Origin of the sequence: Streptomyces sp. FXJ1.172 (assembly GCF_001636945.3) — a bacterium.
In the GTDB taxonomy this organism is placed as follows: domain Bacteria; phylum Actinomycetota; class Actinomycetes; order Streptomycetales; family Streptomycetaceae; genus Streptomyces.
Genome location: NZ_CP119133.2, coordinates 7,414,133 through 7,437,231, shown reverse-complemented (window position 1 = coordinate 7,437,231; position 23,099 = coordinate 7,414,133). Strand labels below are relative to the sequence as shown.

Genomic DNA, 23,099 nt, shown 5'->3' with positions numbered 1-23,099 from the left:
GCCCCGTACGCGCGTACGGGGCCCTTTTCCTGCGCGGTAAGCGCCTACGACCGGGAGCGTCCCGACGTCACGCGGTACACGTCGTACACGCCCTCCACGCCCCGTACGGCCTTCAGGACGTGGCCGAGGTGCTTCGGGTCGCCCATCTCGAAGGTGAAGCGGGAGGTGGCCACCCGGTCGCGGGAGGTCTGGACGGCCGCGGAGAGGATGTTGACGTGCTGGTCGGACAGCACGCGGGTGACGTCCGACAGCAGGCGGGAGCGGTCCAGGGCCTCGACCTGGATGGCGACCAGGAAGACCGAGGACTGGGTGGGCGCCCACTCGACGTCGAGGATGCGCTCCGGCTCCCGGGACAGTGAGTCGACGTTGACGCAGTCGCTGCGGTGAACCGATACGCCACTGCCGCGCGTGACGAAGCCGATGATCGGGTCGCCGGGCACGGGCGTGCAGCAGCGGGCCAGCTTGACCCACACGTCGTCGACGCCCTTGACGACGACGCCCGGGTCGGCGCTGGAGCGGCGCTTGCGGCCGCGGCTGCGCGACGGCGGGACCGCCTCGTCGATCTCCTCGGTGGCCGCCTCCTCGCCGCCGAGGGCCTGGACGAGCTTCTGCACGATGTTCTGCGCGGAGACATGGCCCTCGCCGATCGCCGCGTACAGCGCGGAGATGTCCGAGTAGCGCATCTCGTGCGCGAGCGTGACGAGGGAGTCGCCGGTGAGGATGCGCTGGATCGGCAGGTTCTGCTTGCGCATGGCCCGGACGATGGCGTCCTTGCCCTGCTCGATCGCCTCGTCCCGGCGCTCCTTGGAGAACCAGGCCCGGATCTTGTTGCGGGCGCGCGGTGACTTGACGAAGCCCAGCCAGTCCCGGGACGGCCCGGCGCCGGCCGCCTTGGAGGTGAAGACCTCGACGAGGTCGCCGTTGTCCAGGGTGGACTCGAGCGGTACGAGCCGGCCGTTGACCCGCGCTCCTATGGTGCGGTGGCCGACCTCGGTGTGGACGGCGTACGCGAAGTCCACGGGTGTGGCGCCCGCGGGCAGCGCTATGACGTCGCCCTTGGGGGTGAAGACGAAGACCTCGTTGCGGGACAGGTCGAAGCGCAGCGACTCGAGGAACTCGCCGGGGTCCTCGGTCTCCTTCTGCCAGTCCAGCAGCTGCCTGAGCCACGCCATGTCGTTGATGGCGTCCTTGTCCTTGCCGGAGGCCTTGGGCAGGTCGGTGCGCACCTTGGAGGCACCGGCGACGGCCTCCTGCTTGTACTTCCAGTGCGCGGCGATGCCGTACTCGGCGCGGCGGTGCATGTCGAAGGTGCGGATCTGCAGTTCGACCGGCTTGCCGTTGGGTCCGATGACCGTCGTGTGCAGCGACTGGTACATGTTGAACTTGGGCATCGCGATGTAGTCCTTGAACCGGCCGGGGACCGGGTTCCATCGCGCGTGCACGGTGCCGAGGGCGGCGTAGCAGTCGCGGACCGTGTCGACGAGGACACGGATGCCCACCAGGTCGTAGATCTCCGCGAAGTCACGGCCGCGGACGATCATCTTCTGGTAGACGCTGTAGTAGTGCTTCGGGCGGCCGGTGACGGTCGCCTTGATGCGGGCGGCACGCAGGTCGGCCTGGACCTCGTCGGTCACTATCGCCAGGTACTCGTCACGCTTCGGTGCCCTTTCGGCCACCAGCCGTACGATCTCGTCGTACATCTTGGGGTAGAGGATCGCGAACGCGAGGTCCTCCAGCTCCCACTTGATGGTGTTCATGCCGAGGCGGTGGGCGAGCGGCGCGTAGATCTCGAGGGTCTCGCGCGCCTTCTTCTCCTGCTTCTCGCGCTTGAGGTAGCGCATGGTGCGCATGTTGTGCAGGCGGTCGGCCAGCTTGATGACCAGGACGCGCGGGTCCTTGGCCATGGCGACGACCATCTTGCGCACGGTCTCGGCCTGCGCGGCCTCGCCGAACTTGACCTTGTCCAGCTTGGTGACGCCGTCGACGAGCAGGGTGACCACGTCGCCGAAGTCGCGGCGCAGGTCCTCGAGGCCGTACTCGGTGTCCTCGACGGTGTCGTGCAGCAGGCCCGCCATGAGCGTGGCCGGATCCATGCCCAGCTCGGCGAGGATGGTCGTCACGGCGAGCGGGTGCGTGATGTACGGATCACCGCTCTTGCGCTTCTGGCCGCGGTGCCAGCGCTCGGCGACCTGGTAGGCGCGCTCGATCTGGCGCAGCGTGGCGTTCTCGATCTTGGGGTCGTTGCTGCGCACTATGCGCAGCAGCGGCTCCAGGACCGGGTTGTAGGGGTTGGCGCGCTGGACCCCGAGGCGGGCCAGGCGGGCCCGGACGCGGTTGGAGGAGCCGGAGCGCACGGGCTGGCCGACGGGCTGACGCACCACGGGCGGCTGCACCGGACGCTCGGGCGGGACCGGCTTGGGACGCGAGGCCTCGGCAGCCTTCTCGACGGGCGCGGACTGGGCGTGCTCGATCGGCCCGCGGGTGTCGTTCTTCGCGTTGGACGCGTGCGGCGCGGGCTTGGCCGCGGGCGCCGAGGCGGGCTCGGGCTTGGCGGCTGTCAGTGGCTGGGCCTCGTCTGGCAAGAGGGCTCCTCGTGCGCGATCCGGGTCCCCCGGTCAGGCTCCGGAGACCCCATGGTAGCGATCCTGCGGAGGGTCATCGCCTTCAGTCCGCTGTGAGGACCGTCTACCTGTGCAACGCAAGAGGCCACCGCCGGATTCCGGGATATGGATTGCGGGTGTGCGGGGGACGTGCGCAGGGTGTCCTGAACGTGGTCGCCGCGGGCGCCCGTCGTATGCGTACGGCCGCCCCGGTGCGGTGCCGGGACGGCCGTACGACGAGAAGGGCGGGGCCTGTCAGACCTGGAGGAGCGCCTCCAGCGGGGCCCCCGCGAGTGCCGGTTCCAGCCGGGCGCGGCCGTCGAGGAAGCCCAGTTCCATGAGCACCGCCAGGCCCGCGACCTGGGCTCCGGCGCGCTGGATGAGATGGATCGCGGCCTCGGCCGTACCGCCGGTCGCGAGCACGTCGTCCACGATCAGGACGCGGTCGGCGGAGGTCAGGTCCTCGGCGTGCACCTCGATCTCGGCCGAGCCGTACTCCAGGTCGTACGCCTGGCGCAGCGTCGCTCCGGGGAGCTTGCCCGCCTTGCGGACCGGGATGAAGCCGAGGCCCGCGCGGACGGCGACCGGGGCGCCGAGGATGAAACCCCGGGCCTCGAGGCCCACGACCTTGGTCGCGCCGGTGTTGGCCGCGATGTCGGCGAGCGCGTCGGTGAGCGCCGTGAAGGCGGCCGGGTCCGCGAGGAGCGGGGTGATGTCCTTGAACATCACCCCGGGCTCGGGATAGTCGGCCACATCACGGATACGGCTGAGCAGCAGCTCCTTGATGTCGGTCATCGGCGCTTCCCGGAGGGTCGGCCGCGGCCCCGGCTGCGGGGCGCGGACTGGTTGCGGGGGCCCACGACGGCGGGGGCGGTGTCGTCGGAGTCGTCGTCGAGGGCGGCGCGGTCGGCCGCGAGGTCCTCCTCGGCGGCGGCCTGGGCGCGCTTGGCCAGGACCCGCTTGGTGAGGGACCGCATCGCCGGCTCGCGCTCCTTGAGGTCGGCGACGAGCGGCGTGGCGATGAAGATCGACGAGTAGGCACCGGCCGCGAGGCCGACGAACAGCGACAGGGAGATGTCGTTCAGCGTGCCGGCGCCGAGGAAGCCGCCGCCGATGAACAGCAGGCCGGCGACCGGCAGCAGGGCGACGACCGTGGTGTTGATGGAACGGACCAGGGTGCCGTTGATCGAACGGTTGGCGATGTCGCTGTAGGTCCAGCGGGTCTGCTTGGTGATGTCCTTCGTCTGCTCCTTGAGGCTGTCGAAGACGACGACCGTGTCGTAGAGCGAGTAACCGAGGATGGTCAGCAGACCGATGACCGTACCGGGCGTGACCTCGAAGCCGACGAGGGCGTAGATACCGGTCGTGATGGTGATGTCGTGGATCAGCGCGACGAGGGCCGCGAGGGCCATGCGCCACTCGAAGGCGATGGCCAGGTAGATCACGACGAGGACCATGAAGATCGCCAGGCCCTCCCAGGCCTTGCTGGCGATCTGCTGTCCCCAGCTCGGGCCGACCAGGTCGGCGGCGAGCTTCTCGGGGTTGAGGTTCAGGTCCTTGGCCAGGTCCTGCTTGATCTTGTCGGACTGGCCGGTGTCGATGCCGGCGATCTGGATGCGCAGGCTGCCGTTGCCGAGCTTCTGCACGATCGCCTCATGGCCGGAGGCGTTCTTGGCGTACGTCTCCGCCTGGGTGACCGAGGTGCTCATGTGGGTCGGCGTGGTGAAGACCGCGCCGCCCTTGAACTCGATGCCCATGTTCAGGCCGCGCACCGCCAGGCCGAGGATGGCCGTGATGGTGATCAGGATGGAGATGCCGTACCAGATCTTGCGCTTGCCGACGAAGTCGTAGGAGATCTCGCCGCGGTGCAGTCGAGCGCCGAGGTTGCCGAGTTTCGACATCGCTCACGCCTCCTTCGGGTCGACGGAGCCGGTGGCGGGACCGGCGGGACGGCGGGTGCGGCGCAGCGGTGCCTTGGCCCCGAGACTCTTCGGGTCGAGACCGGACCACTTGTGGCCGTTCGCGAAGAACGGGCGGCGGGCGAGGAGTGTCATCAGCGGCTTGGTGAAGAGGAAGACGACGACCACGTCGAGCACGGTGGTCAGGCCGAGCGTGAACGCGAAGCCCTGGACCTTGCCGACGGTGACGATGAACAGGACGGCGGCGGCGAGGAACGACACGAAGTCGGAGACGAGGATGGTGCGCCGTGCGCGCGGCCAGGCCCGCTCGACGGCGGGGCGCAGCGAGCGTCCCTCGCGGATCTCGTCCCGGATGCGTTCGAAGTACACGATGAACGAGTCGGCGGTGATACCGATGGCGACGATGGCACCGCAGACGGCCGGCAGGTTCAGCGCGAAGCCGATGGCCGGGCCGAGCAGCGACATGATCACGTAGGTGAGGATCGCGGAGGTCAGCAGCGAGGCCATGGCGACGAGCGACAGACCGCGGTAGTACACCACCAGGTAGAGCACGACCAGCCCGAGGCCGATCGCGCCGGCGAGCAGACCGGCGTGCAGCTGCTCACCACCGAGCGCGGCGGTGACGGTGGTGACGGACTGCTCCTGGAAGGACAGCGGCAGGGCGCCGTACGACAGCATGTTGGCGAGGCTCTGGGCGTCCTGCTGGGTGAAGCTGCCGGAGATCTCCGCCTGGCCGCCGGTGATGGCCTGGCTCACGTACGGGCTGGAGACGACCTCGCCGTCGAGGACGATGCCGAACTCGTTCTGCGGCTGCTGGTTCTTGGCCAGCTGACCGGTGATGTCCGCGAACTTCTTGGCACCGTTGGAGCTGAAGGTCATCTGGACCTGCCAGCCGGAGGCGCCCTGGGTGTCGAAGACGGCCTGCGCCTTCTTCACCTCGGTGCCGTCGACGGCGGCAGGGCCGAGCACGTACTTGTACCAGGTCTTCTTGATCTGGCCGCAGGCCACCGTGGACTCGCCCGGCTTGGCTGCGCCGCCGACCTTGGCGCGATCCGCGGGCTTGGTGCAGTCCAGGGCCGCGTACTGGGCCTGGAGCTTGGCGGCGTCCGCGGCGGCGCCGCCGGCGGAGGACGACGGGGTGGCCGGCGGCTTGGCGCTGCCGGAGGCGGTGGTGCTCGGCGAGGGGGTGGAGCCCGCCTTCAGCGCGCCGGTGACCGCGCGGCCCTGGGAGGTCGCGGAAGCGGTCGGGGACGCCGTGGAGGACGAGGACGCCTTGTGCTTCGAGGACGCGCTCGCGGAGGGGCTCGCGTTCGGCTTCGGCGAGGAGCTGCCGCTGGAGGACGCGCTCGGCGAGGGGCTCGGCGTGGCGGGAGTGCTGGGCTCGCTGGCCAGGACCGGGCGGAAGTACAGCTTGGCGGTGGTGCCGACCTGCTGCTGGGCTTCCTTCGAATTGGTGCCCTTGGGGATGTTGACGATGATGTTGTCGTTCCCCTGGGTCTGCACCTCCGCTTCGGAGACGCCGAGGCCGTTGACGCGGCGGTTCATGATGTCGACCGCGGTGTCCATATTGGCCTTGTTGATCGCGGACCCCTGGTCGGCCTTCGCCTTGAGCGTGATGCTCGTACCACCGGCGAGGTCGATGCCGAGACGCGGAGTGGTGTTCCCGGAGAGGAACATGCCTCCGGTGAGCGCCACGATGGCGATCAGGATGAGGGCCAGCGAGCGCCCTGGCTTGCTCTGGGCACTCGCGCTCCGGCCCCTCTTAGGTGCTGCCACCTTCTCGTACTCCCTCTCGGGCCGCTCCGCGCCCTGGTCGGCGCGGTCGGCCATGACATGGTGTCGGGCTCCCGTGCGGGAAACAGACGTGCCCGATGGTGCGCGGGGCGTGATTATGCCGCGTAGCGCACCACCGGGGCGTGACTACTTCGCGTCGGAGTCGCCGTCGGTCTTCTTCGGCTCGTCGTCGGCCTTGGTCTCGGCGGCCTCGGCGGCCTCGGCCGCGTCGGTGCCGTCCTCCGCAGCGTCCTTCTTACCGAGGTCGACGGCCTTGTCGTCGGAGGCGGCGGCAGCGGGCGCGTCGGACTCGTCGCTCTCGGTGAGGGAGGACGCGTCGTCCGGGACGATGTCGGCGTCGGCCTTCAGGTCGTGCTCGATGCCGTGCACGATGCGGTTGTACTCGTCGTCGGTGAGGACGGCGCCGATCGCGTTCTTGGCGAAGAGGAGTTCGACACCGGGGCCGGCGTCGAGGAGGACCGTGTCCTCGTGGACCTCCTTGACCGTCGCGTACATCCCCCCGATCGTGCGGACACCGGAGCCGGGCTGCATCTCGTTCCGCATGGAGGCGGCCTGCTGCTGCTTCTTCTTGGCCGAGCGTGTCATCAGGAACATGGCCGCGATGAGCACGATGAAGGGGAGAAGGGTAAAGGCATTCACGGGACGGGATTTCCTTCGCGCGACCGCGACGGAGAGCGGCCTGTTGACGGGGGTGTGGTCGGCGCCGCCCGCAAGGGCGGCATCGGCGGAGTCTAAGCGAGTCCGCGTGCATGGAACAACGCTCAGCATGGCACCTGGGTTCCTGCTCCCGCCAATGCCGCTCTGTCACCGGGCCGGTACGGCGCCGCCCTCCGCTGTCAGGTCCCGAACAGGTCCTGCTGTCCGTTGCCCCCGGCTGACGTGCGCGGCGCGGTGAGGCCGAGGTGCGCCCAGGCGGCGGGCGTGGCGACCCGGCCGCGCGGGGTACGGGCCAGCAGGCCCTCCCGGACGAGGAACGGCTCGGCGACCTCCTCGACGGTCTCCCGCTCCTCCCCCACGGCGACGGCGAGCGTGGACAGGCCGACCGGGCCGCCGCCGAACAGTTTCAGCAGGGCTTCGAGGACGGCTCGGTCGAGACGGTCGAGGCCGCGGGCGTCGACCTCGTAGACGGCGAGGGCGGCCCCGGCGATGTCCCGGGTGATCAGGCCGTCCGCCTTGACCTGCGCATAGTCGCGGACGCGGCGCAGCAGGCGGTTGGCGATACGGGGCGTGCCACGGGAGCGGCCGGCGATCTCGGCGGCGCCGTCCGGCTCGATCTCGACGTCCAGCAGACTCGCCGAGCGGTGCACGACCCGCTCCAGCTCGTGCGGCTCGTAGAACTCCATGTGGGCGGTGAACCCGAAGCGGTCGCGCAGCGGAGGCGGCAGCAGACCCGCGCGCGTGGTGGCGCCGACCAGGGTGAAGGGGGGCAGCTCGAGCGGGATGGCGGTGGCGCCGGGGCCCTTGCCGACGATGACGTCGACGCGGAAGTCCTCCATCGCCATGTACAGCATCTCCTCGGCGGGCCGGGACATGCGGTGGATCTCGTCGAGGAAGAGGACCTCGCCCTCCTGCAGGGAGGAGAGGATCGCGGCGAGGTCGCCGGCGTGCTGGATGGCGGGGCCCGAGGTGATGCGGATGGGGGCACCCATCTCGGCCGCGATGATCATCGACAGGGTGGTCTTGCCGAGGCCGGGCGCACCGGAGAGCAGCACGTGGTCGGCGGTGGCGCCACGCGCGCGTGCGGCGCGCAGGACGAGGTCGAGCTGTTCGCGGACCTTCTCCTGACCGATGAACTCGCCGAGGTCCTTGGGGCGCAGGGCGGCCTCGACGGCCTGGTCCTCCCGGTCGGCGGACGCACCGACCAGCCGCTCGGCGGCGGACGTGTCGGTGGTGTCGTCCCAGTTCACTTGGGTCTCCTAGCTGGTGGCGCAGGTCAGCGGGCGCGGTTCAGGGTCTGCAGGGCGGCCTTCAGCAGCTGGCCGACCTGGGGCGTGCCGCCCGCCGCCTCGGCCCGGGGGGCCACGGCGGCGACGGCCTCGTCGGCCTCGCGGGTGGCGTAGCCGAGGCCGATGAGGGCCGCGTGCAGCTGGTCGCGCCAGCCCTGGGTGACCGGGGAGCCGACCGCGGGGGCCGTCCCGACTGGTTCGCCGAGGCGGTCCTTCAGCTCCAGCAGCAGCTTCTGCGCGCCCTTCTTGCCGATGCCGGGGACGGCCGTGAGGGCCTTCTCGTCACCGGTGGCCACGGCGCGGCGCAGCGCGTCCGGGGTGTGCACGGCGAGCATCGCCTGAGCGAGGCGCGGGCCGACGCCGCTCGCGGTCTGGAGCAGCACGAAGACCTGGCGCTCGTCGTCGTCGGTGAAGCCGTACAGGGTGAGGGAGTCCTCACGGACCACCAGGGAGGTGTGCAGCTTGGCGGGCTGGCCGATGCGGAGCGTGGACAGCGTGTTCGGCGTGCACTGGACGGCCATGCCGACGCCGCCCACCTCGACGACCGCGGCGTCGGGAGCGAGCGCGGCGACCGTGCCGCTGACGAAGGCGATCATGCCGTACGGCCTTTCGTTGCGTTGACGGTGTGGCGGGCGACCGCCTGCTGGAGCCGGTTCTGGGCGGGGGCGCGCCAGATGTGGCAGATGGCGAGCGCGAGGGCGTCGGCGGCGTCGGCCGGCTTGGGCGGTGCGGCGAGCCGGAGCAGCCGGGTGACCATGGCGCCGACCTGCTCCTTGCCGGCCCGGCCGGTGCCGGTGACGGCCGCTTTGACCTCACTCGGGGTGTGCAGGGCGACGGGGATGCCGCGCCGGGCGGCGCACAGCATGGCGACGGCGCTGGCCTGGGCGGTGCCCATCACCGTGCGTACGTTGTGCTGGCTGAAGACGCGCTCGACAGCCACGAACTCGGGCCGGTGCTCGTCCAGCCACTGCTCGATGCCCTCTTCGACGAAGAGCAGGCGCCGGCTGAGTTCGGCGTCCGCCGGGGTCCTGACGACGCCGACGCCGAGCATGGTGAGCGGCCGGCCCGCGACTCCCTCGACGACGCCGACGCCGCAACGGGTCAGCCCGGGGTCCACCCCCAGTACGCGCACCGCGCCCCCTCCCTTCGCCGACTCGATCGTCCCCCAGCTGCCGCTGGGCTCTGCCCCCAGTTCGTGCAGGCTATCGGGTGCCACTGACAACGCCGTGCACCGGCGCCCGGCACGGCGACGGGCCGACGGGTTGTCCCGTCGGCCCGTGAGACCTGCGCAGCTCGCGGCGGCGCTACGCGTCGACCTTCTCCATGACCTCGTCGCTCACGTCGAAGTTGGCGAAGACGTTCTGCACGTCGTCGCTGTCCTCGAGGGCGTCGATGAGCTTGAAGATCTTCTTGGCGCCCTCCTCGTCCAGCTCGACCTGCATGGTCGGGACGAAGTTGGCCTCGGCGGAGTCGTAGTCGATGCCGGCCTCCTGGAGGGCGGTGCGGACCGCGACCAGGTCGGTGGCCTCGCTGAGAACCTCGAAGGACTCGCCGAGGTCGTTGACCTCCTCGGCGCCGGCGTCCAGGACGGCGCCGAGGACGTCGTCCTCGGTCAGCTCGCCCTTGGGGACGATCACGACGCCCTTGCGGTTGAAGAGGTACGACACCGAGCCCGGGTCGGCCATGGAACCGCCGTTGCGGGTCATGGCGACACGGACGTCGGAGGCGGCGCGGTTACGGTTGTCGGTGAGGCACTCGATGAGCACCGCGACACCGTTGGGGCCGTAGCCCTCGTACATGATCGTCTCGTAGTCGGCACCGCCGGCCTCAAGGCCACCGCCGCGCTTGATCGCGGAGTCGATGTTCTTGTTCGGGACCGACTGCTTCTTGGCCTTCTGGACGGCGTCGTAGAGGGTCGGGTTGCCGTCGAGGTCGACGCCGCCCATGCGCGCGGCGACCTCGATGTTCTTGATCAGCTTCGCGAAGAGCTTGCCGCGCTTGGCGTCGATCACGGCCTTCTTGTGCTTCGTCGTAGCCCATTTAGAGTGGCCGGACATCTGCCTGTCTCCTTCGCGTAACCATCCACATAACGAACGCCAGAGATCCTACAAGGACTCGGCCGTACGGTTTGCGCGCACCATGTCCACGAACAGGGAGTGCACGCGGTGGTCGCCGGTCAGTTCCGGGTGGAACGACGTGGCGATCGCGTTGCCCTGGCGGACGGCGACGATGTGGCCGTCGTGCTCGGCGAGCACCTCGGCCCCGGCGCCCACGGACTCGACCCAGGGAGCACGGATGAAGACCCCCTCCACAGGATCGCCCGCAACGCCCTTCACGTCGACCGCGGCCTCGAACGACTCGTTCTGCCGTCCGAAGGCGTTGCGGCGCACGATCATGTCGATGCCGCCGATCGTCTCCTGGCCCGAGCGCGGGTCGAGGATCTTGTCGGCGAGCATGATCATGCCGGCGCAGGTGCCGTAGACGGGCATGCCGGCGTGCACGCGCGCGCGGAGCGGCTCCATCACGCCGAACAGGACGGCCAGCTTGGAGATGGTGGTGGACTCACCGCCGGGCAGGACGAGGCCGTCCACCTCGGCGAGTTCCTCGGGGCGCCGCACCGGCCTGGCCACGGCGTCGGCCGCGGCCAGGGCGATGAGGTGCTCCCGTACGTCGCCCTGGAGGGCCAGGACGCCTATGACAGGAGTGTTCATGGGGTTCGGATACCTGTGTGCTTACCAGCCGCGGTTCGCGTAGCGCTCGGTCTCGGGGAGGGTGTCGCAGTTGATGCCGACCATGGCCTCGCCGAGGTTGCGGGACGCGTCCGCGATGATCTTCGGGTCGTCGTAGAAGGTGGTGGCCTTCACGATGGCGGCGGCGCGCTTGGCCGGGTCGCCGGACTTGAAGATGCCGGAGCCCACGAAGACGCCCTCGGCGCCGAGCTGACGCATCAGGGCCGCGTCGGCCGGGGTGGCCACGCCACCGGCGGAGAACAGCACGACCGGGAGCTTGCCCAGCTCGGCGACCTCCTTGACCAGCTCGTACGGGGCGCGCAGCTCCTTGGCGGCGGCGTACAGCTCGTGGTTGTCGAAGCCGCGCAGCTTGGCGATCTCGTTCTTGATCTGGCGCAGGTGGCGGACGGCCTCGACGACGTTGCCGGTGCCGGCCTCGCCCTTGGAGCGGATCATCGCGGCGCCCTCGGCGATGCGGCGCAGGGCCTCGCCCAGGTTGGTGGCACCACAGACGAAGGGGGTGGTGAAGGCCCACTTGTCGGAGTGGTTGACCTCGTCGGCCGGGGTGAGGACCTCGGACTCGTCGATGTAGTCGACGCCGAGGGACTGGAGGACCTGGGCCTCGACGAAGTGGCCGATGCGGGACTTGGCCATGACCGGGATGGAAACGGCGTCGATGATGCCCTCGATCATGTCCGGGTCGGACATACGGGCCACGCCGCCGTCCTTGCGGATGTCGGCGGGGACCCGCTCCAGCGCCATGACGGCGACGGCGCCCGCGTCCTCGGCGATCTTCGCCTGCTCCGGCGTGACGACGTCCATGATCACGCCGCCCTTGAGCTGTTCGGCCATGCCGCGCTTCACGCGCGCGGTGCCGGTCTCGGGAGCCTGGTTCTCGTTGGTGGACACGGATGACCTCACTGAAGGGAAAGAGGGTTTCTGCCTCACCGAGGAAACGCGAGTGGACCAGGCCACAGCAAGGGCCAATGAGAAGCCGGTGGATCCTTTTGGTTCACCCGGGGTTCAGCCGACGCGCTCCACCAGGGCCGCGGGCGGCTCGTCGTCCATTTCGAAGGCCAGCGGGAACGGGGCGTGGCCGGCGAGCCGGAACCAGCGGACCTTGCGGTGCTCGCGCAGCCTGCGGGCGGCCCCCACGGCGTCGTTGTGGAAGCGCCGGGCCATGGGGACCCGGCGGACGGCCTCGGCCAGTTCATGAGCCGCCTCCTCGCCGCCCGGGGCCTCGCGTACGGCCTCCACCTGCACCGGGTCCTGGAAGACCGCGCGCAGCGCCTGGCTCAGCTCGCTCTCCGCGACCTCACGCTGCTCCTCCTCGGCCTGCCGGGCCGCGTGCGCGGCCTCGTACAGCACGATCGAGGCGGCCGGGTCCAGCACGCCCGAGGTGGCCAGTTCCTGGGTCACGGAGGCCCTCCGCAGCAGCTGCGCGTCCAGCGCGGCCCGCGCGGCGTCCATCCGCACGTGCAACCGGTCCAGCCGCCCGGCGGTCCAGCTCAGATACACGCCGATCGCGACGAGGACGACAAGGATCCAGATGAGGGTTGCGGTCACGCCGGAAGGCTATCGGCTGCGCACGGACACCCTCGGCGCCGGTCCCGGCCCGGATGCGAACCCACCCGAGCCGTCCGTCCCGGACCCGGGGCGGACCGTCAGTCCCGGGCCAGTCCGAAACGTGCCCGTAGTCCCGTCGTGCGCTCGTCCGCCGCGACCGCGGCCGCGCCGGCCGTCACCGTCTCGTAGACCGACAGGATGTCCGCGCCGACCGTCGACCAGTCGAACCGCCGGACGTGTGCGCTGCCGCGCTCGCTCAGTTCGGCGCGGCGCACCGGGTCCGCGAGCAGCCGCAGGGCGGCCGCGGCGAGCGCGTCGGCGTCCTCGTTGGCGAAGACCTCGCCCGCCTCGCCCTGGTCGAGGACCTGCACGAAGGCGTCCAGGTCGGAGGCGAGCACGGGCGCGCCCGCCGACATCGCCTCGACCAGGATGATGCCGAAGCTCTCGCCGCCGGTGTTGGGCGCGACGTACAGGTCGACGCTGCGCAGGAAGCGCGCCTTGTCCTCGTCGCTGATCATGCCGAGGAACTCCACACGCGCGCGCAGTTCCTTCGGCAGCTCCTCGACGGCGGCCTCCTCGTCGCCGCGGCCCGCGACCAGAAGGCGGGTCTCCGGGCGGGCGGCCAGGATCTTCGGCAGGGCCTTCATCAGCACGGGCAGGCCCTTGCGGGGCTCGTCGATACGGCCGATGAAGCCGATCGTGTCCCCCTGCCACTCCGGCTTCGGCTCGGCCTTGGCGAAGAAGTCCACGTCGACCCCGTTGGGGATGACCACCGCGTCCCCGCCGAGATGCTCGACCAGGGTGCGGCGGGCGTACTCGCTGACCGCGATCCGGGCGCTGATCTTCTCCAGCGCGGCCTGGAGGATGGAGTACGCGGCGATCATCGCGCGTGAGCGCGGGTTGGAGGTGTGGAAGGTGGCCACGATGGGGCCCTGCGCCGCCCAGCAGGTCAGCAGGCCCAGCGAGGGCGAGGTCGGCTCGTGGATGTGGACCACGTCGAAGGCGCCCTCGTGCAGCCAGCGCCGCACCCGCGCGGCCGACAGGAAGCCGAAGTTCAGCCGGGCCACCGAGCCGTTGTACGGCACCGGGACCGCACGGCCGGCCGAGACGACGTACGGCGGCAGCGGGGTGTCGTCGTCGGCCGGGGCGAGCACGGACACCTCGTGGCCGAGCCGGATGAAGTAGTCGGCGAGGTCGCGGATGTGGAACTGGACGCCCCCGGGCACGTCCCAGGAGTACGGGCAGACGATCCCGATTCTCACGACGGCCCCTTCGCCGGGTCGAGGTCGGCGAGCCACAAGCGCTGGAGCATGTGCCAGTCCTCCGGATGGCCGGCGATCCCGGTGGCGAAGGCGTCGGCCAGCGCCTGTGTCATCACAGACGTCTTCTCCGCGCGCGTGCCTGTTCCGGGTACCTCTACCGGGGGATGCACCTGCCCCTGCATGACGGGCGAGTCGTCGTACCAGAGGGTGACCGGCAGCAGCAGCGCACCGGTCTGCTGGGCGAGCAGGGCCGGGCCCGCGGGCATCCTGGTCCGCTCGCCGAAGAAGTCGACCTCGACGCCGGAGGCGGACAGGTCCCGGTCCGCGACCAGGCAGACCAGGCCGCCGTCGCGCAGCCGCCGGGCCAGGGTGCCGAACGCGGAGCCGCCGCTGTGCGGCAGGACCTCCATGCCGAGGCCCTCGCGGTAGGCGACGAACCGGTCGTAGAGCGTCTCGGGCTTCAGCCGCTCGGCGACCGTCGTGAACGGCGTCTCCAGCTTGGTGGTGACCCAGGCGCCGGCCAGGTCGTAGTTGGCCATGTGCGGCAGGGCGAGGACCACGCCCTGGCCGGAGGCGAGCCCGTCGGTCAGGTAGTGGATGTCCTTGGGGTCGAAGCCGGTCTTCACGCGCTCGCGGCTCCAGGCCGGCAGCCGGAAGGACTCCATCCAGTAGCGCAGGTACGAGCGCATGCCCGCGCGGGAGAGTTCGGCGAGGCGCTCGGGGGTGGCGCCGGGCACCACGCGCGCGTAGTTGGACTCCAGCCGCTTGACGCCCTTGCCGCGCTGCTTCCAGGCGAGGTCGGCGATGGTGCGGCCGAGCCGGACCGCGGCCGGTTCGGGGAGCTTCTTGACGGTGCTCCAGCCGAGGCCGTACAGCGCGTCGCTGAGCCGTTCGGCGGTGCTCATTTCGCCGCCTCGCTCCCCTGGGACGCGTTCTGCCGGGCCGCCGCCTCCGCCTCGGCGGACTCGCGGCGGACGGTGACGACCCGCTGGATCAGCGTCACGAGGCTGCCGGCGGCGACGATCCACAGAGCGACCGGCAGCAGCCACTGGATGCCCGGCACGCCGAACTTGTGCAGGCCCGCCAAACCCGCCGCGACCAGCGAGATCACCAGCCGCTCGGCGCGCTCGACCAGCCCGTTGACGGCGACCGGCAGCCCGATCGACTCGCCGCGCGCCTTGGTGTACGACACCACCTGGCCGCTGGCCAGGCAGAAGATCGACACCGCGCACAGCACATTGTTGTTCCCGTGGCCCGCGTACCAGAGCGCGAAGCCGCCGAAGATCGCGCCGTCGGCGACCCGGTCGAGGGTGGAGTCCAGGAAGGCGCCCCAGCGGCTGGAGCGGCCCAGCTGGCGGGCCATGTTGCCGTCGACCAGGTCGGAGAAGACGAACAGGGTGATGACGACCGTGCCCCAGAAGAACTCGCCCCGGGGGTAGAAGACCAGCGCGCCCGCCACCACACCGGCCGTACCGATGAGCGTGACCGTGTCGGGGCTCACCCCCCGCCGGATGAGAAACGCGGCGAACGGTGTGAGGACACGCGTGAAGAATGCACGCGCGTACTTGTTCAGCATGGCCTTCCCGACGGTTGGTGGCGCCGCGGCCCTCGTGGCCTCCGGCTGGCCCATCGTAGCCACGCGCGCGTGTGCGTGGCGGGCGGGCACCCGCACCCCCTTGCCTGAACCGGTGTGCGCCGCCGCGCGCGGGGCGTACGTGGCGCGATCGGGCCCTTCGTATGGACGCAGCGTGACGGGAGTGGAAAGCTCGAATAACCGCGGGCGTCGCCGGAGCCGCCACTGCACGCGGATCCCGCGTGTCCGCGCCCACAGTGACCTCACCGTGCACGGGAGGCAGGATCATGGGCGACAAGACACAGACACACCCCGGGGCCGCCGGCAGGGCTATTGAGGCCGATCAGCCCGCGTCCGTACGGAACGTGGTGCTGGTCGGCCACTCCGGTTCGGGCAAGACGACTCTGGTGGAGGCCCTCGCGCTGACCGCGGGGGCGGTGAACCGGGCGGGCCGCGTCGAGGACGGCGGCACCGTCTCGGACTACGACGAGATCGAGCACCGGCAGCAGCGCTCCGTACAGCTCTCCCTGGTGCCGGTCGAATGGAACGGCATCAAGATCAACCTCCTCGACACCCCCGGGTACGCCGACTTCGTCGGGGAGCTGAGGGCCGGTCTGCGGGCGGCGGACGCGGCCCTCTTCGTCGTCTCCGCCTCGGACGGGGTGGACGGCTCGACCAGGATGGTCTGGGAGGAGTGCGCGGCCGTCGGCATGCCCCGCGCGATCGTGATCACGCACCTGGAGGCCGCGCGCGCGGACTTCGAGGAGATGACCCGGACCTGCGCGGAGGCCTTCGGCGGGGACGATCCCGACGCCGTGCTGCCGCTGTACCTGCCGTTGCGCGGCCCCGAGGGCCCCGACGGGCACGCGCCCGTGACCGGGCTGGTCGGGCTGCTGTCGCAGAAGCTGTTCGACTACTCGACCGGGGAGCGCAAGGAGTCCGAGCCGGGCGAGGACCAGCTGCCGCGCATCGAGGAGGCCCGTAACCGGCTCATCGAGGGGATCATCGCCGAGAGCGAGGACGAGACCCTCATGGACCGCTATCTCGGCGGCGAGCAGGTCGACGTCGAGACGCTGATCGAGGACCTGGAGCGGGCCGTCGCCCGCGGCTCGTTCTTCCCGGTCCTGGCCGGGGCCCCCGCCGCCGACGGCGCCAGGCAGGGGCTCGGCACGGTCGAGCTGCTGGAGCTGATCACGGGCGGGTACCCGACCCCGTTCGAGCACGCGCTGCCCGAGGTCAGCACCATCGACGGCAAACGGCGCGAGCTGAAGCCGTGCGACACCTCCGGCCCGCTGGTCGCCGAGGTCGTCAAGACCTCCTCCGACCCCTACGTCGGCCGCGTCTCGCTGGTGCGTGTCTTCTCCGGCAGCCTTCGCCCCGACCAGACAGTGCACGTCTCCGGGCACGGGCTGGCCGACCGCGGGCACGAGGACCACGATGTCGACGAGAAGGTCGGCGCTCTGTCCATGGCCTTCGGCAAGCAGCAGCGCCCGGTGGCGCACGCCGTCGCCGGCGACCTGGTGTGCGTGGCCAAGCTGGGCCGCGCCGAGACCGGGGACACGCTCTCCGCGAAGGACGACCCGCTGCTGATGGAGCCCTGGCGCATGCCCGACCCGCTGCTGCCGCTGGCCATCCAGGCGCACAGCAAGGCCGACGAGGACAAGCTCTCCCAGGGCCTTTCCCGGCTGGTCGCCGAGGATCCGACGATGCGGCTGGAACAGAACCAGGACACCCACCAGGTGGTCCTTTGGTGCCTGGGCGAGGCCCACGCGGACGTCGCCCTGGAACGGCTGCGCAGCCGCTACGGCGTCCAGGTCGACGTCGTCCCGCACAAGGTCTCCCTCAGGGAGACGTTCGCGCACCGGGCGTCCGGGCGCGGCCGGCACGTGAAGCAGTCCGGCGGGCACGGGCAGTACGCCATCTGCGAGATCGAGGTGGAGCCGCTGCCGGGCGGCTCGGGCATCGAGTTCGTGGACAAGGTGGTCGGCGGCGCCGTACCGCGTCAGTTCATCCCGTCCGTCGAGAAGGGTGTGCGGGCGCAGGCGGCCAAGGGCATCGCCGCCGGGTATCCGCTGGTGGACGTGCGGATCACGCTGCTGGACGGAAAGGCGCACTCGGTGGACTCCTCCGACGCCGCCTTCCAGACCGCGGGCGCGCTCGCGCTGCGCGAGGCGGCGGCCGACGCGAAGATCCATCTGCTGGAGCCGGTCGCCGAGGTGTCCGTGCTGGTCGGCGACGACTACGTGGGCGCGGTGATGAGCGATCTGTCGAGCCGGCGCGGCCGGGTGCTCGGCACCGAACAGATCGGCTCGGGGCGGACCTTGATCCGGGCCGAGGTGCCCGAGTTCGAGATCGGCCGGTACGCCGTCGACCTGCGGTCGCTCTCGCACGGCACGGCCCGGTTCGACCGGACCTATGCCCGGCACGAGCCGATGCCGCCGCAGATCGCCGAGCGGGTACGCGAACAGGCGGGCGAGATGGCGTAGTTCACCGCGTGCCGCGGGCCCGGCGGGCGGGCGGCTTCGGCCGTCCGCCCACCGGCTGTCGGTGGTGGCGGATACGCTGATCACCTGATCGTGTCGTGCCGCAGTCGTCCGGTGGTGGTGCGGATTTTCGGCACGACGGCCTGTTCAACAGGTGTGCGGGGCAAGGAAGTCGGGAAGGCCGCAGGAGCGACACGGCGGCGAGGGGGCGGGAATGTCGATTGGTACGGAGTGGGACGGGCCACAGGTGCCCGTCTCGGGCGACGCGAGTCATGCGGCGACCTCCGCGCTGGCCTCCGCGGCGTACCGGGACAGCCCGATGGACGACATCAAGAAGGCCGACAACGAGTGGCACCAGTCGACCGTCAAGGCGGGCCGGATCGCGCTGCTCAAGCCGAATCTCGGTGAGGCCTTCTCGCGGGCCGTGGTGGCCCGCATGCTCGCCCCCGGGCGCAAGCCGCTCATCCAGTCCTTCGGCTCGGAGCCGCAGTTCGTCGTCGAGCACTGCCTCGCGGCCAACAACATCCGCCGCGAGCGCGACAACCGCCTGACCGCCGTCACGGCCCTGTGCGGACTGCTCTTCCTGCCCGGCTTGCTCGTCTGGCTGCTCGTCTTCCAGCTGCGCACGTACATCGCCAAGCGCGACGACAAGCGGGCCGGGACGCTGGCCACGGCCCTGCTCCTCGCCGTCGGCGTGCTCGCCGTGCTGTTCCTGATCAAGATGCCGTTCACCGGCTTCTGGAGGTGGTACGCGCGCCTGGCCGTCGTCATGCCCGTCGTCGGCTGGTTCTGGGCCAAGCGGATCTGCGAGGCCACCGCCAAGGACCTGCGGGCCCGCTGGGACGGCCTGCTCTCGGGCACCAGCGTCGGCGCCAAGGTCCCCGAGGCCGTGCCGCGCGGCCCGGGCCAGACCGCCGCCGAGGCGCTGCGCCAGTCGCTGGCCCGGCTCAGCGCCGAGCAGCAGTCCAACTCGGTCTTCTACGCCGGCCCCAAGGGCATACTCGGCATGGGCACCCGCTGGGGCGCCTGGCAGCTCGCCGAGGACCTGACGCCGGCGGACCCGACCCGGGAGATCCACCCGTTCCGCAGCTGGGACGTCGTACGCGCGATCCACGACCAGCTCGCTCTGCTGGAGCGCGGCCCGCTGAACACCGGCGGCTTCCCCAAGCCGTCGATCAAGCACTGGATCGTCACGCCGATCGGCGAGAAGGCCTCGGCGGTGTCCCGGCCCGAGGGCACGGACGTGGAGGCGTTCCAGGTCAAGCCGCACGCGATACAGGACATCTGCAACAAGCAGCAGTTCGGCAGCGGCGACCGGCACTACCTGGGCGTGCAGTGGACGCTGTGGGACGGCCAGCTCGTGATCACCATGCTGATCACGGTGACGGTGCTGCACCAGACGCTGCGGATCGAGGTGACCGGACACGCGCTGGGACCGGTGAACCCGCTGTTCACGTCCAAGCCGGAGGCGCCGACGAAGGAGGTCTCCAAGTCCCTCAAGCCCTGGGAGACCCGCACGGTCAAGCTGCCGCTGGTCGGCACCGACGAGGTGGTACGGCTCGCCTCGCGTGCCCCGCTGTCCTGGTATCCGCCGCTGCTCAACTGGCTCGGCGGCTCGCTCGCCCTGCCGGAGCCGTTCGGCCTCAGGCATGCCTGGGCCGACCAGCCGTGGCGGCACCGCTTCATGGCCGACGACGCGCTGCGCGCGGCCACTCCGGTGCTGCGGGTGGTGCACTCGGCCGCGATCCGGGTGCTGGAGGAGAACGGGGTGGACACGGAGAAGTTCGGTGCCCGCTCGTCGTTCCTCAGCGGCAACGTCCAGGACCCGACGCCGAGGAAGGCCGACCTCTACGACGCGTGAGCGGTGCCCTCTGCGGAGGGGACCCGGGGCCGGGCCTAGGCCACCGCCGGCCAGGCCTCGGCCAGCATCTTCCGGGTGTCGGCCAGGAGCTGCGGCAGCACCTTCGTGTGGCCCACGACCGGCATGAAGTTCGTGTCGCCGCCCCAGCGCGGGACGATGTGCTGGTGCAGATGGGCGGCGATGCCGGCGCCCGCGACCGTGCCCTGGTTCATGCCGATGTTGAAGCCGTGCGCGCCGGACGCGGTGCGCAGGGCCGTCATCGCCTGCTTGGTCAGCTCGGCCAGCTCGGCGGTCTCCGCCCCGGTCAGCTCGGTGTAGTCGGCCACGTGCCGGTACGGCACGGTCATCAGGTGGCCGCCGTTGTACGGGTAGAGGTTGAGCACCGCGTACACGTGCTCACCGCGCCGGACGATCAGCCCGTCCTCGTCGGACTTGGCCGGGATCGAGCAGAACGGGCAGCCGTCGGCGGCCCCCGGGCCGGTCGGCTTGTTCTCGCCCTGGATGTACGCCATCCGGTGGGGCGTCCACAGGCGCTGGAACGCGTCCTGCGTCCCCACTCCGATCTGCTGTTCCGGCTCACTCGTCATGCCATGCAGCATATGGCTTCGCCGGTTCCCGGCGTGTCGCCGGGGCGCCGGGAGCGGGGGCACCGGCGAAGCTGGGCCGGTGGACGACTACAGCCGCAAGGGACGCTGGGAGCAGCGGACGGACCTGCTCCTCGCCTGCGCCTCGCTGGTCTTTCTCTGCGCCTACGCGGTGCACGTCCTCGCGACGGGGCTGTCGGACGCGGTGCACCTCGGGCTGCTTTCGGCGACCTACGTCTGCTGGGCGCTGTTCGTCGTCGACTACGCGGTGCGCTGGCGGTTCAGCGGGCAGGGGCTGCGGTTCGTACGACAGCACTGGCTGGACACGCTGGTCGTGCTGCTGCCCCTGCTGCGGCCGTTGCGGCTCGTGCGGACGTACGAGCTGGTGGAGCACCGGCACGGGCACGCCCGGATGCCGCTGCACGCGCGCGTGATGACGTACGCGTCCCTGTCCGTGACCTTGCTGGGATTCGCCGGGGCGCTGTCGGTGTACCACGTGGAGCACGCTGCCCCGGGCGCCTCGATCCGCACCTTCGGCGACTCGGTGTGGTGGACCTGCGCGACCCTCACGACCGTCGGCTACGGCGATGTGGTTCCCGTGACGACGATGGGCCGGATCATCGCCGTGGGGATGATGATCGTCGGTCTCGGCCTGTTCGGCGTGGTCACGGGATCGTTCTCCTCCCTCCTGGTGCAGCAGTTCGCGCGGGGCGACGACCAGGGCGGCGAGCCGGCGAAAAGGGAGGGGCCCCCGGGGAGCTGATCCCCGGGGGCCCCTGCACGCGACATCAGACCTGGGTCCGCTCCGTCACGACCTGGGCGATCTTGGCGATGGCCTCGTCGAACGGGATGCCGTTCTCCTGGGAGCCGTCGCGGTAGCGGAAGGACACCGAGCCGTTCGACATGTCCTCGTCGCCCGCGATGACCATGAAGGGCACCTTCTGCTTCTGGGCGTTGCGGATCTTCTTCTGCATGCGGTCCGAGGAGGAGTCCACCTCGACGCGCAGGCCCTGCTTGCGGGCCGCCGCGGCGAACTTCTCCAGGTACTCGACGTGCGCGTCGCCGATCGGGATGCCGAGGGCCTGGACCGGGGCCAGCCATGCCGGGAAGGCGCCCGCGTAGTGCTCCAGGAGGACGGCGAAGAAGCGCTCGATCGAGCCGAAGAGGGCGCGGTGGATCATCACCGGGCGCTGCTTCGCACCGTCCGGGCCCGTGTACTCCAGGTTGAAGCGCTCGGGCAGGTTGAAGTCGAGCTGGATGGTCGACATCTGCCAGGTGCGGCCGATCGCGTCCTTGGTCTGGACGGAGATCTTCGGGCCGTAGAAGGCGGCGCCGCCCGGGTCCGGGACGAGGGGCAGGCCCTGCTTCTCGGCGACCTGGCGCAGCGTCTCGGTCGCCTCCTCCCAGACCTCGTCGGAGCCGACGAACTTCTCCGGGTCCTTGGTGGACAGCTCCAGGTAGAAGTCGGTGAGGCCGTAGTCGCGCAGCAGGCCGAGGACGAAGGTGAGCGTCTTGTCCAGTTCCTCGGACATCTGCTCACGGGTGCAGTAGATGTGCGCGTCGTCCTGGGTGAAGCCGCGGGCGCGGGTGAGGCCGTGCACGACGCCCGACTTCTCGTACCGGTACACCGTCCCGAACTCGAAGAGGCGCAGCGGCAGTTCGCGGTAGGAGCGGCCGCGCGCGTCGAAGATCAGGTTGTGCATCGGGCAGTTCATGGGCTTGAGGTAGTAGTCCACGCCCTCGTCGAGCTGCATGGGCGGGTACATGCCCTCGGCGTACCAGTCCAGGTGCCCGGACGTCTCGAAGAGCTTCCCCTTCGTGGCGTGCGGGGTGTAGACGAACTCGTAGCCCTCTTCCTCGTGGCGGCGGCGCGAGTAGTCCTCCATGACCCGGCGGACGATGCCGCCCTTGGGGTGGAAGACCGCGAGGCCGGAGCCGATCTGCTCGGGGATGGAGAAGAGGTCCAGCTCGGTGCCGAGCTTGCGGTGGTCGCGCTTCTCGGCCTCGGCGAGGAAGTCCAGGTGGGCCTTCAGCTCGTCCTTGGAGGGCCAGGCGGTGCCGTAGATGCGCTGCAGCATCGGGTTCTTCTCGCTGCCGCGCCAGTAGGCGGCCGCGTTGCGCATCAGCTTGAACGCCGGGATGAGGCGGGTCGAGGGCAGGTGGGGGCCGCGGCAGAGGTCCTTCCAGCACAGCTCGCCGGTCTTGGCGTCCAGGTTGTCGTAGATCGTCAGCTCGCCGGCGCCGACCTCGACGTCCGCGCCGTCGTCGTGCGACGCGGAGCCCTTGAGGCCGATCAGCTCCAGCTTGTACGGCTCGTCGGCCAGCTCCGCACGGGCCGCCTCGTCGGTGACGACACGGCGGGAGAACTTCTGCCCGCGCTTCTGGATCTCCTGCATCTTCTTCTCGACGGCCTTGAGATCCTCGGGCGTGAACGGCTTCTCGACGTCGAAGTCGTAGTAGAAGCCGTCCTTGACGGGCGGGCCGATGCCCAGCTTGGCCTCGGGGAACAGCTCCTGCACGGCCTGCGCCATGACGTGCGCGGTGGAGTGGCGCAGGATGTTCAGGCCGTCCTCGGAGGAGATCTCGACGCCCTCGACGGTCTCGCCGTCCCTGACCTCGTAGGCGAGGTCCTTCAGCTCGGCCCCGACACGCGCGGCGATGATCGAGCGCTCGCCCGCGAAGAGGTCGGCGGCCGTAGTGCCCGTCGTCACCACGCGTTCTTCCCGCTCGGAATCGCGTTGGATGATCACACGGACGTCTGACACCGGTCTCTCCTGACTGA

At 70.5% G+C, this 23,099-nt stretch carries 20 protein-coding genes; 3 read left to right on the top strand and 17 right to left on the bottom strand.

Features of this window, described 5'->3' with window-relative positions:
• Positions 1-44 precede the first annotated feature (44 nt).
• From relA to pgsA, 15 genes are all read right to left on the bottom strand, one after another.
• Positions 45-2,582, bottom strand: a complete 2,538-nt coding sequence (relA, locus tag A6P39_RS33505; RefSeq protein WP_067046293.1) for a GTP pyrophosphokinase — start codon at positions 2,580-2,582, stop codon at positions 45-47.
• A 273-nt stretch (positions 2,583-2,855) separates the two neighbouring features.
• Positions 2,856-3,395 (bottom strand): adenine phosphoribosyltransferase, encoded by a 540-nt coding sequence (locus A6P39_RS33500; RefSeq protein ID WP_067046291.1) that lies wholly within the window; start codon positions 3,393-3,395, stop codon positions 2,856-2,858.
• Positions 3,392-4,501 (bottom strand): protein translocase subunit SecF, encoded by a 1,110-nt coding sequence (gene secF, locus A6P39_RS33495; protein WP_067046289.1) that lies wholly within the window; start codon positions 4,499-4,501, stop codon positions 3,392-3,394. Before secF ends, A6P39_RS33500 begins: the two co-directional genes overlap by 4 nt.
• Before the next feature lie 3 nt (positions 4,502-4,504).
• Complete coding sequence (gene secD / locus A6P39_RS33490; RefSeq protein WP_199840814.1) at positions 4,505-6,295, bottom strand: protein translocase subunit SecD; 1,791 nt, start codon at positions 6,293-6,295, stop codon at positions 4,505-4,507.
• Between the two features lie 144 nt (positions 6,296-6,439).
• Positions 6,440-6,952 (bottom strand): preprotein translocase subunit YajC, encoded by a 513-nt coding sequence (yajC, locus tag A6P39_RS33485; protein ID WP_067046287.1) that lies wholly within the window; start codon positions 6,950-6,952, stop codon positions 6,440-6,442.
• A gap of 197 nt (positions 6,953-7,149) precedes the next feature.
• Complete coding sequence (gene ruvB / locus A6P39_RS33480) at positions 7,150-8,220, bottom strand: Holliday junction branch migration DNA helicase RuvB (RefSeq protein ID WP_067046285.1); 1,071 nt, start codon at positions 8,218-8,220, stop codon at positions 7,150-7,152.
• A 26-nt stretch (positions 8,221-8,246) separates the two neighbouring features.
• Positions 8,247-8,855, bottom strand: a complete 609-nt coding sequence (gene ruvA / locus A6P39_RS33475) for a Holliday junction branch migration protein RuvA (protein ID WP_067046283.1) — start codon at positions 8,853-8,855, stop codon at positions 8,247-8,249.
• Positions 8,852-9,391 (bottom strand): crossover junction endodeoxyribonuclease RuvC, encoded by a 540-nt coding sequence (gene ruvC, locus A6P39_RS33470; protein WP_067046281.1) that lies wholly within the window; start codon positions 9,389-9,391, stop codon positions 8,852-8,854. The genes ruvA and ruvC overlap by 4 nt, the downstream gene beginning before the upstream one ends.
• 172 nt (positions 9,392-9,563) lie before the next feature.
• Entirely contained in the window at positions 9,564-10,316 is a 753-nt protein-coding gene (locus A6P39_RS33465) for a YebC/PmpR family DNA-binding transcriptional regulator (RefSeq protein ID WP_067046279.1), read from the bottom strand.
• Between the two features lie 48 nt (positions 10,317-10,364).
• A complete protein-coding gene (pdxT, locus tag A6P39_RS33460; RefSeq protein ID WP_067046277.1) occupies positions 10,365-10,970 on the bottom strand; it encodes a pyridoxal 5'-phosphate synthase glutaminase subunit PdxT in 606 nt (201 codons plus the stop codon).
• A gap of 21 nt (positions 10,971-10,991) precedes the next feature.
• Positions 10,992-11,897, bottom strand: a complete 906-nt coding sequence (pdxS, locus tag A6P39_RS33455; RefSeq protein WP_067046275.1) for a pyridoxal 5'-phosphate synthase lyase subunit PdxS — start codon at positions 11,895-11,897, stop codon at positions 10,992-10,994.
• Between the two features lie 114 nt (positions 11,898-12,011).
• Positions 12,012-12,554, bottom strand: a complete 543-nt coding sequence (locus tag A6P39_RS33450; RefSeq protein ID WP_067046272.1) for a hypothetical protein — start codon at positions 12,552-12,554, stop codon at positions 12,012-12,014.
• Between the two features lie 98 nt (positions 12,555-12,652).
• Positions 12,653-13,816 (bottom strand): glycosyltransferase family 4 protein, encoded by a 1,164-nt coding sequence (locus A6P39_RS33445; protein ID WP_067046270.1) that lies wholly within the window; start codon positions 13,814-13,816, stop codon positions 12,653-12,655.
• On the bottom strand, positions 13,813-14,721 hold the full coding sequence (locus A6P39_RS33440) for a phosphatidylinositol mannoside acyltransferase (RefSeq protein WP_067046268.1): 909 nt from the start codon (positions 14,719-14,721) through the stop codon (positions 13,813-13,815). The genes A6P39_RS33445 and A6P39_RS33440 overlap by 4 nt, the downstream gene beginning before the upstream one ends.
• Positions 14,718-15,446 carry a phosphatidylinositol phosphate synthase gene (gene pgsA / locus A6P39_RS33435; protein ID WP_079133414.1) on the bottom strand — a complete coding sequence of 243 codons (729 nt, stop codon included), beginning with the start codon at positions 15,444-15,446 and terminating at the stop codon, positions 14,718-14,720. Before pgsA ends, A6P39_RS33440 begins: the two co-directional genes overlap by 4 nt.
• A gap of 230 nt (positions 15,447-15,676) precedes the next feature.
• Between pgsA and A6P39_RS33430 the strand changes: the two genes are divergently transcribed.
• A complete protein-coding gene (locus A6P39_RS33430; protein WP_067046264.1) occupies positions 15,677-17,875 on the top strand; it encodes an elongation factor G-like protein EF-G2 in 2,199 nt (732 codons plus the stop codon).
• A gap of 211 nt (positions 17,876-18,086) precedes the next feature.
• The gene (locus A6P39_RS33425) at positions 18,087-19,733 is read left to right on the top strand and encodes a hypothetical protein (protein WP_067046262.1); all 1,647 of its coding nucleotides are present in this window, start codon (positions 18,087-18,089) and stop codon (positions 19,731-19,733) included.
• A 35-nt stretch (positions 19,734-19,768) separates the two neighbouring features.
• Here A6P39_RS33425 and A6P39_RS33420 read toward each other — a convergent pair whose 3' ends face one another.
• Positions 19,769-20,332: an HIT family protein gene (locus A6P39_RS33420; protein ID WP_067046260.1), complete on the bottom strand. Its 564-nt coding sequence runs from the start codon at positions 20,330-20,332 to the stop codon at positions 19,769-19,771.
• A 67-nt stretch (positions 20,333-20,399) separates the two neighbouring features.
• On the opposite strand from A6P39_RS33420, the gene A6P39_RS33415 reads away from it, so the two are divergent.
• Positions 20,400-21,080 carry a potassium channel family protein gene (locus A6P39_RS33415; protein ID WP_067046258.1) on the top strand — a complete coding sequence of 227 codons (681 nt, stop codon included), beginning with the start codon at positions 20,400-20,402 and terminating at the stop codon, positions 21,078-21,080.
• A gap of 25 nt (positions 21,081-21,105) precedes the next feature.
• Here A6P39_RS33415 and thrS read toward each other — a convergent pair whose 3' ends face one another.
• Entirely contained in the window at positions 21,106-23,082 is a 1,977-nt protein-coding gene (gene thrS / locus A6P39_RS33410) for a threonine--tRNA ligase (RefSeq protein ID WP_067046256.1), read from the bottom strand.
• Positions 23,083-23,099 lie beyond the last annotated feature (17 nt).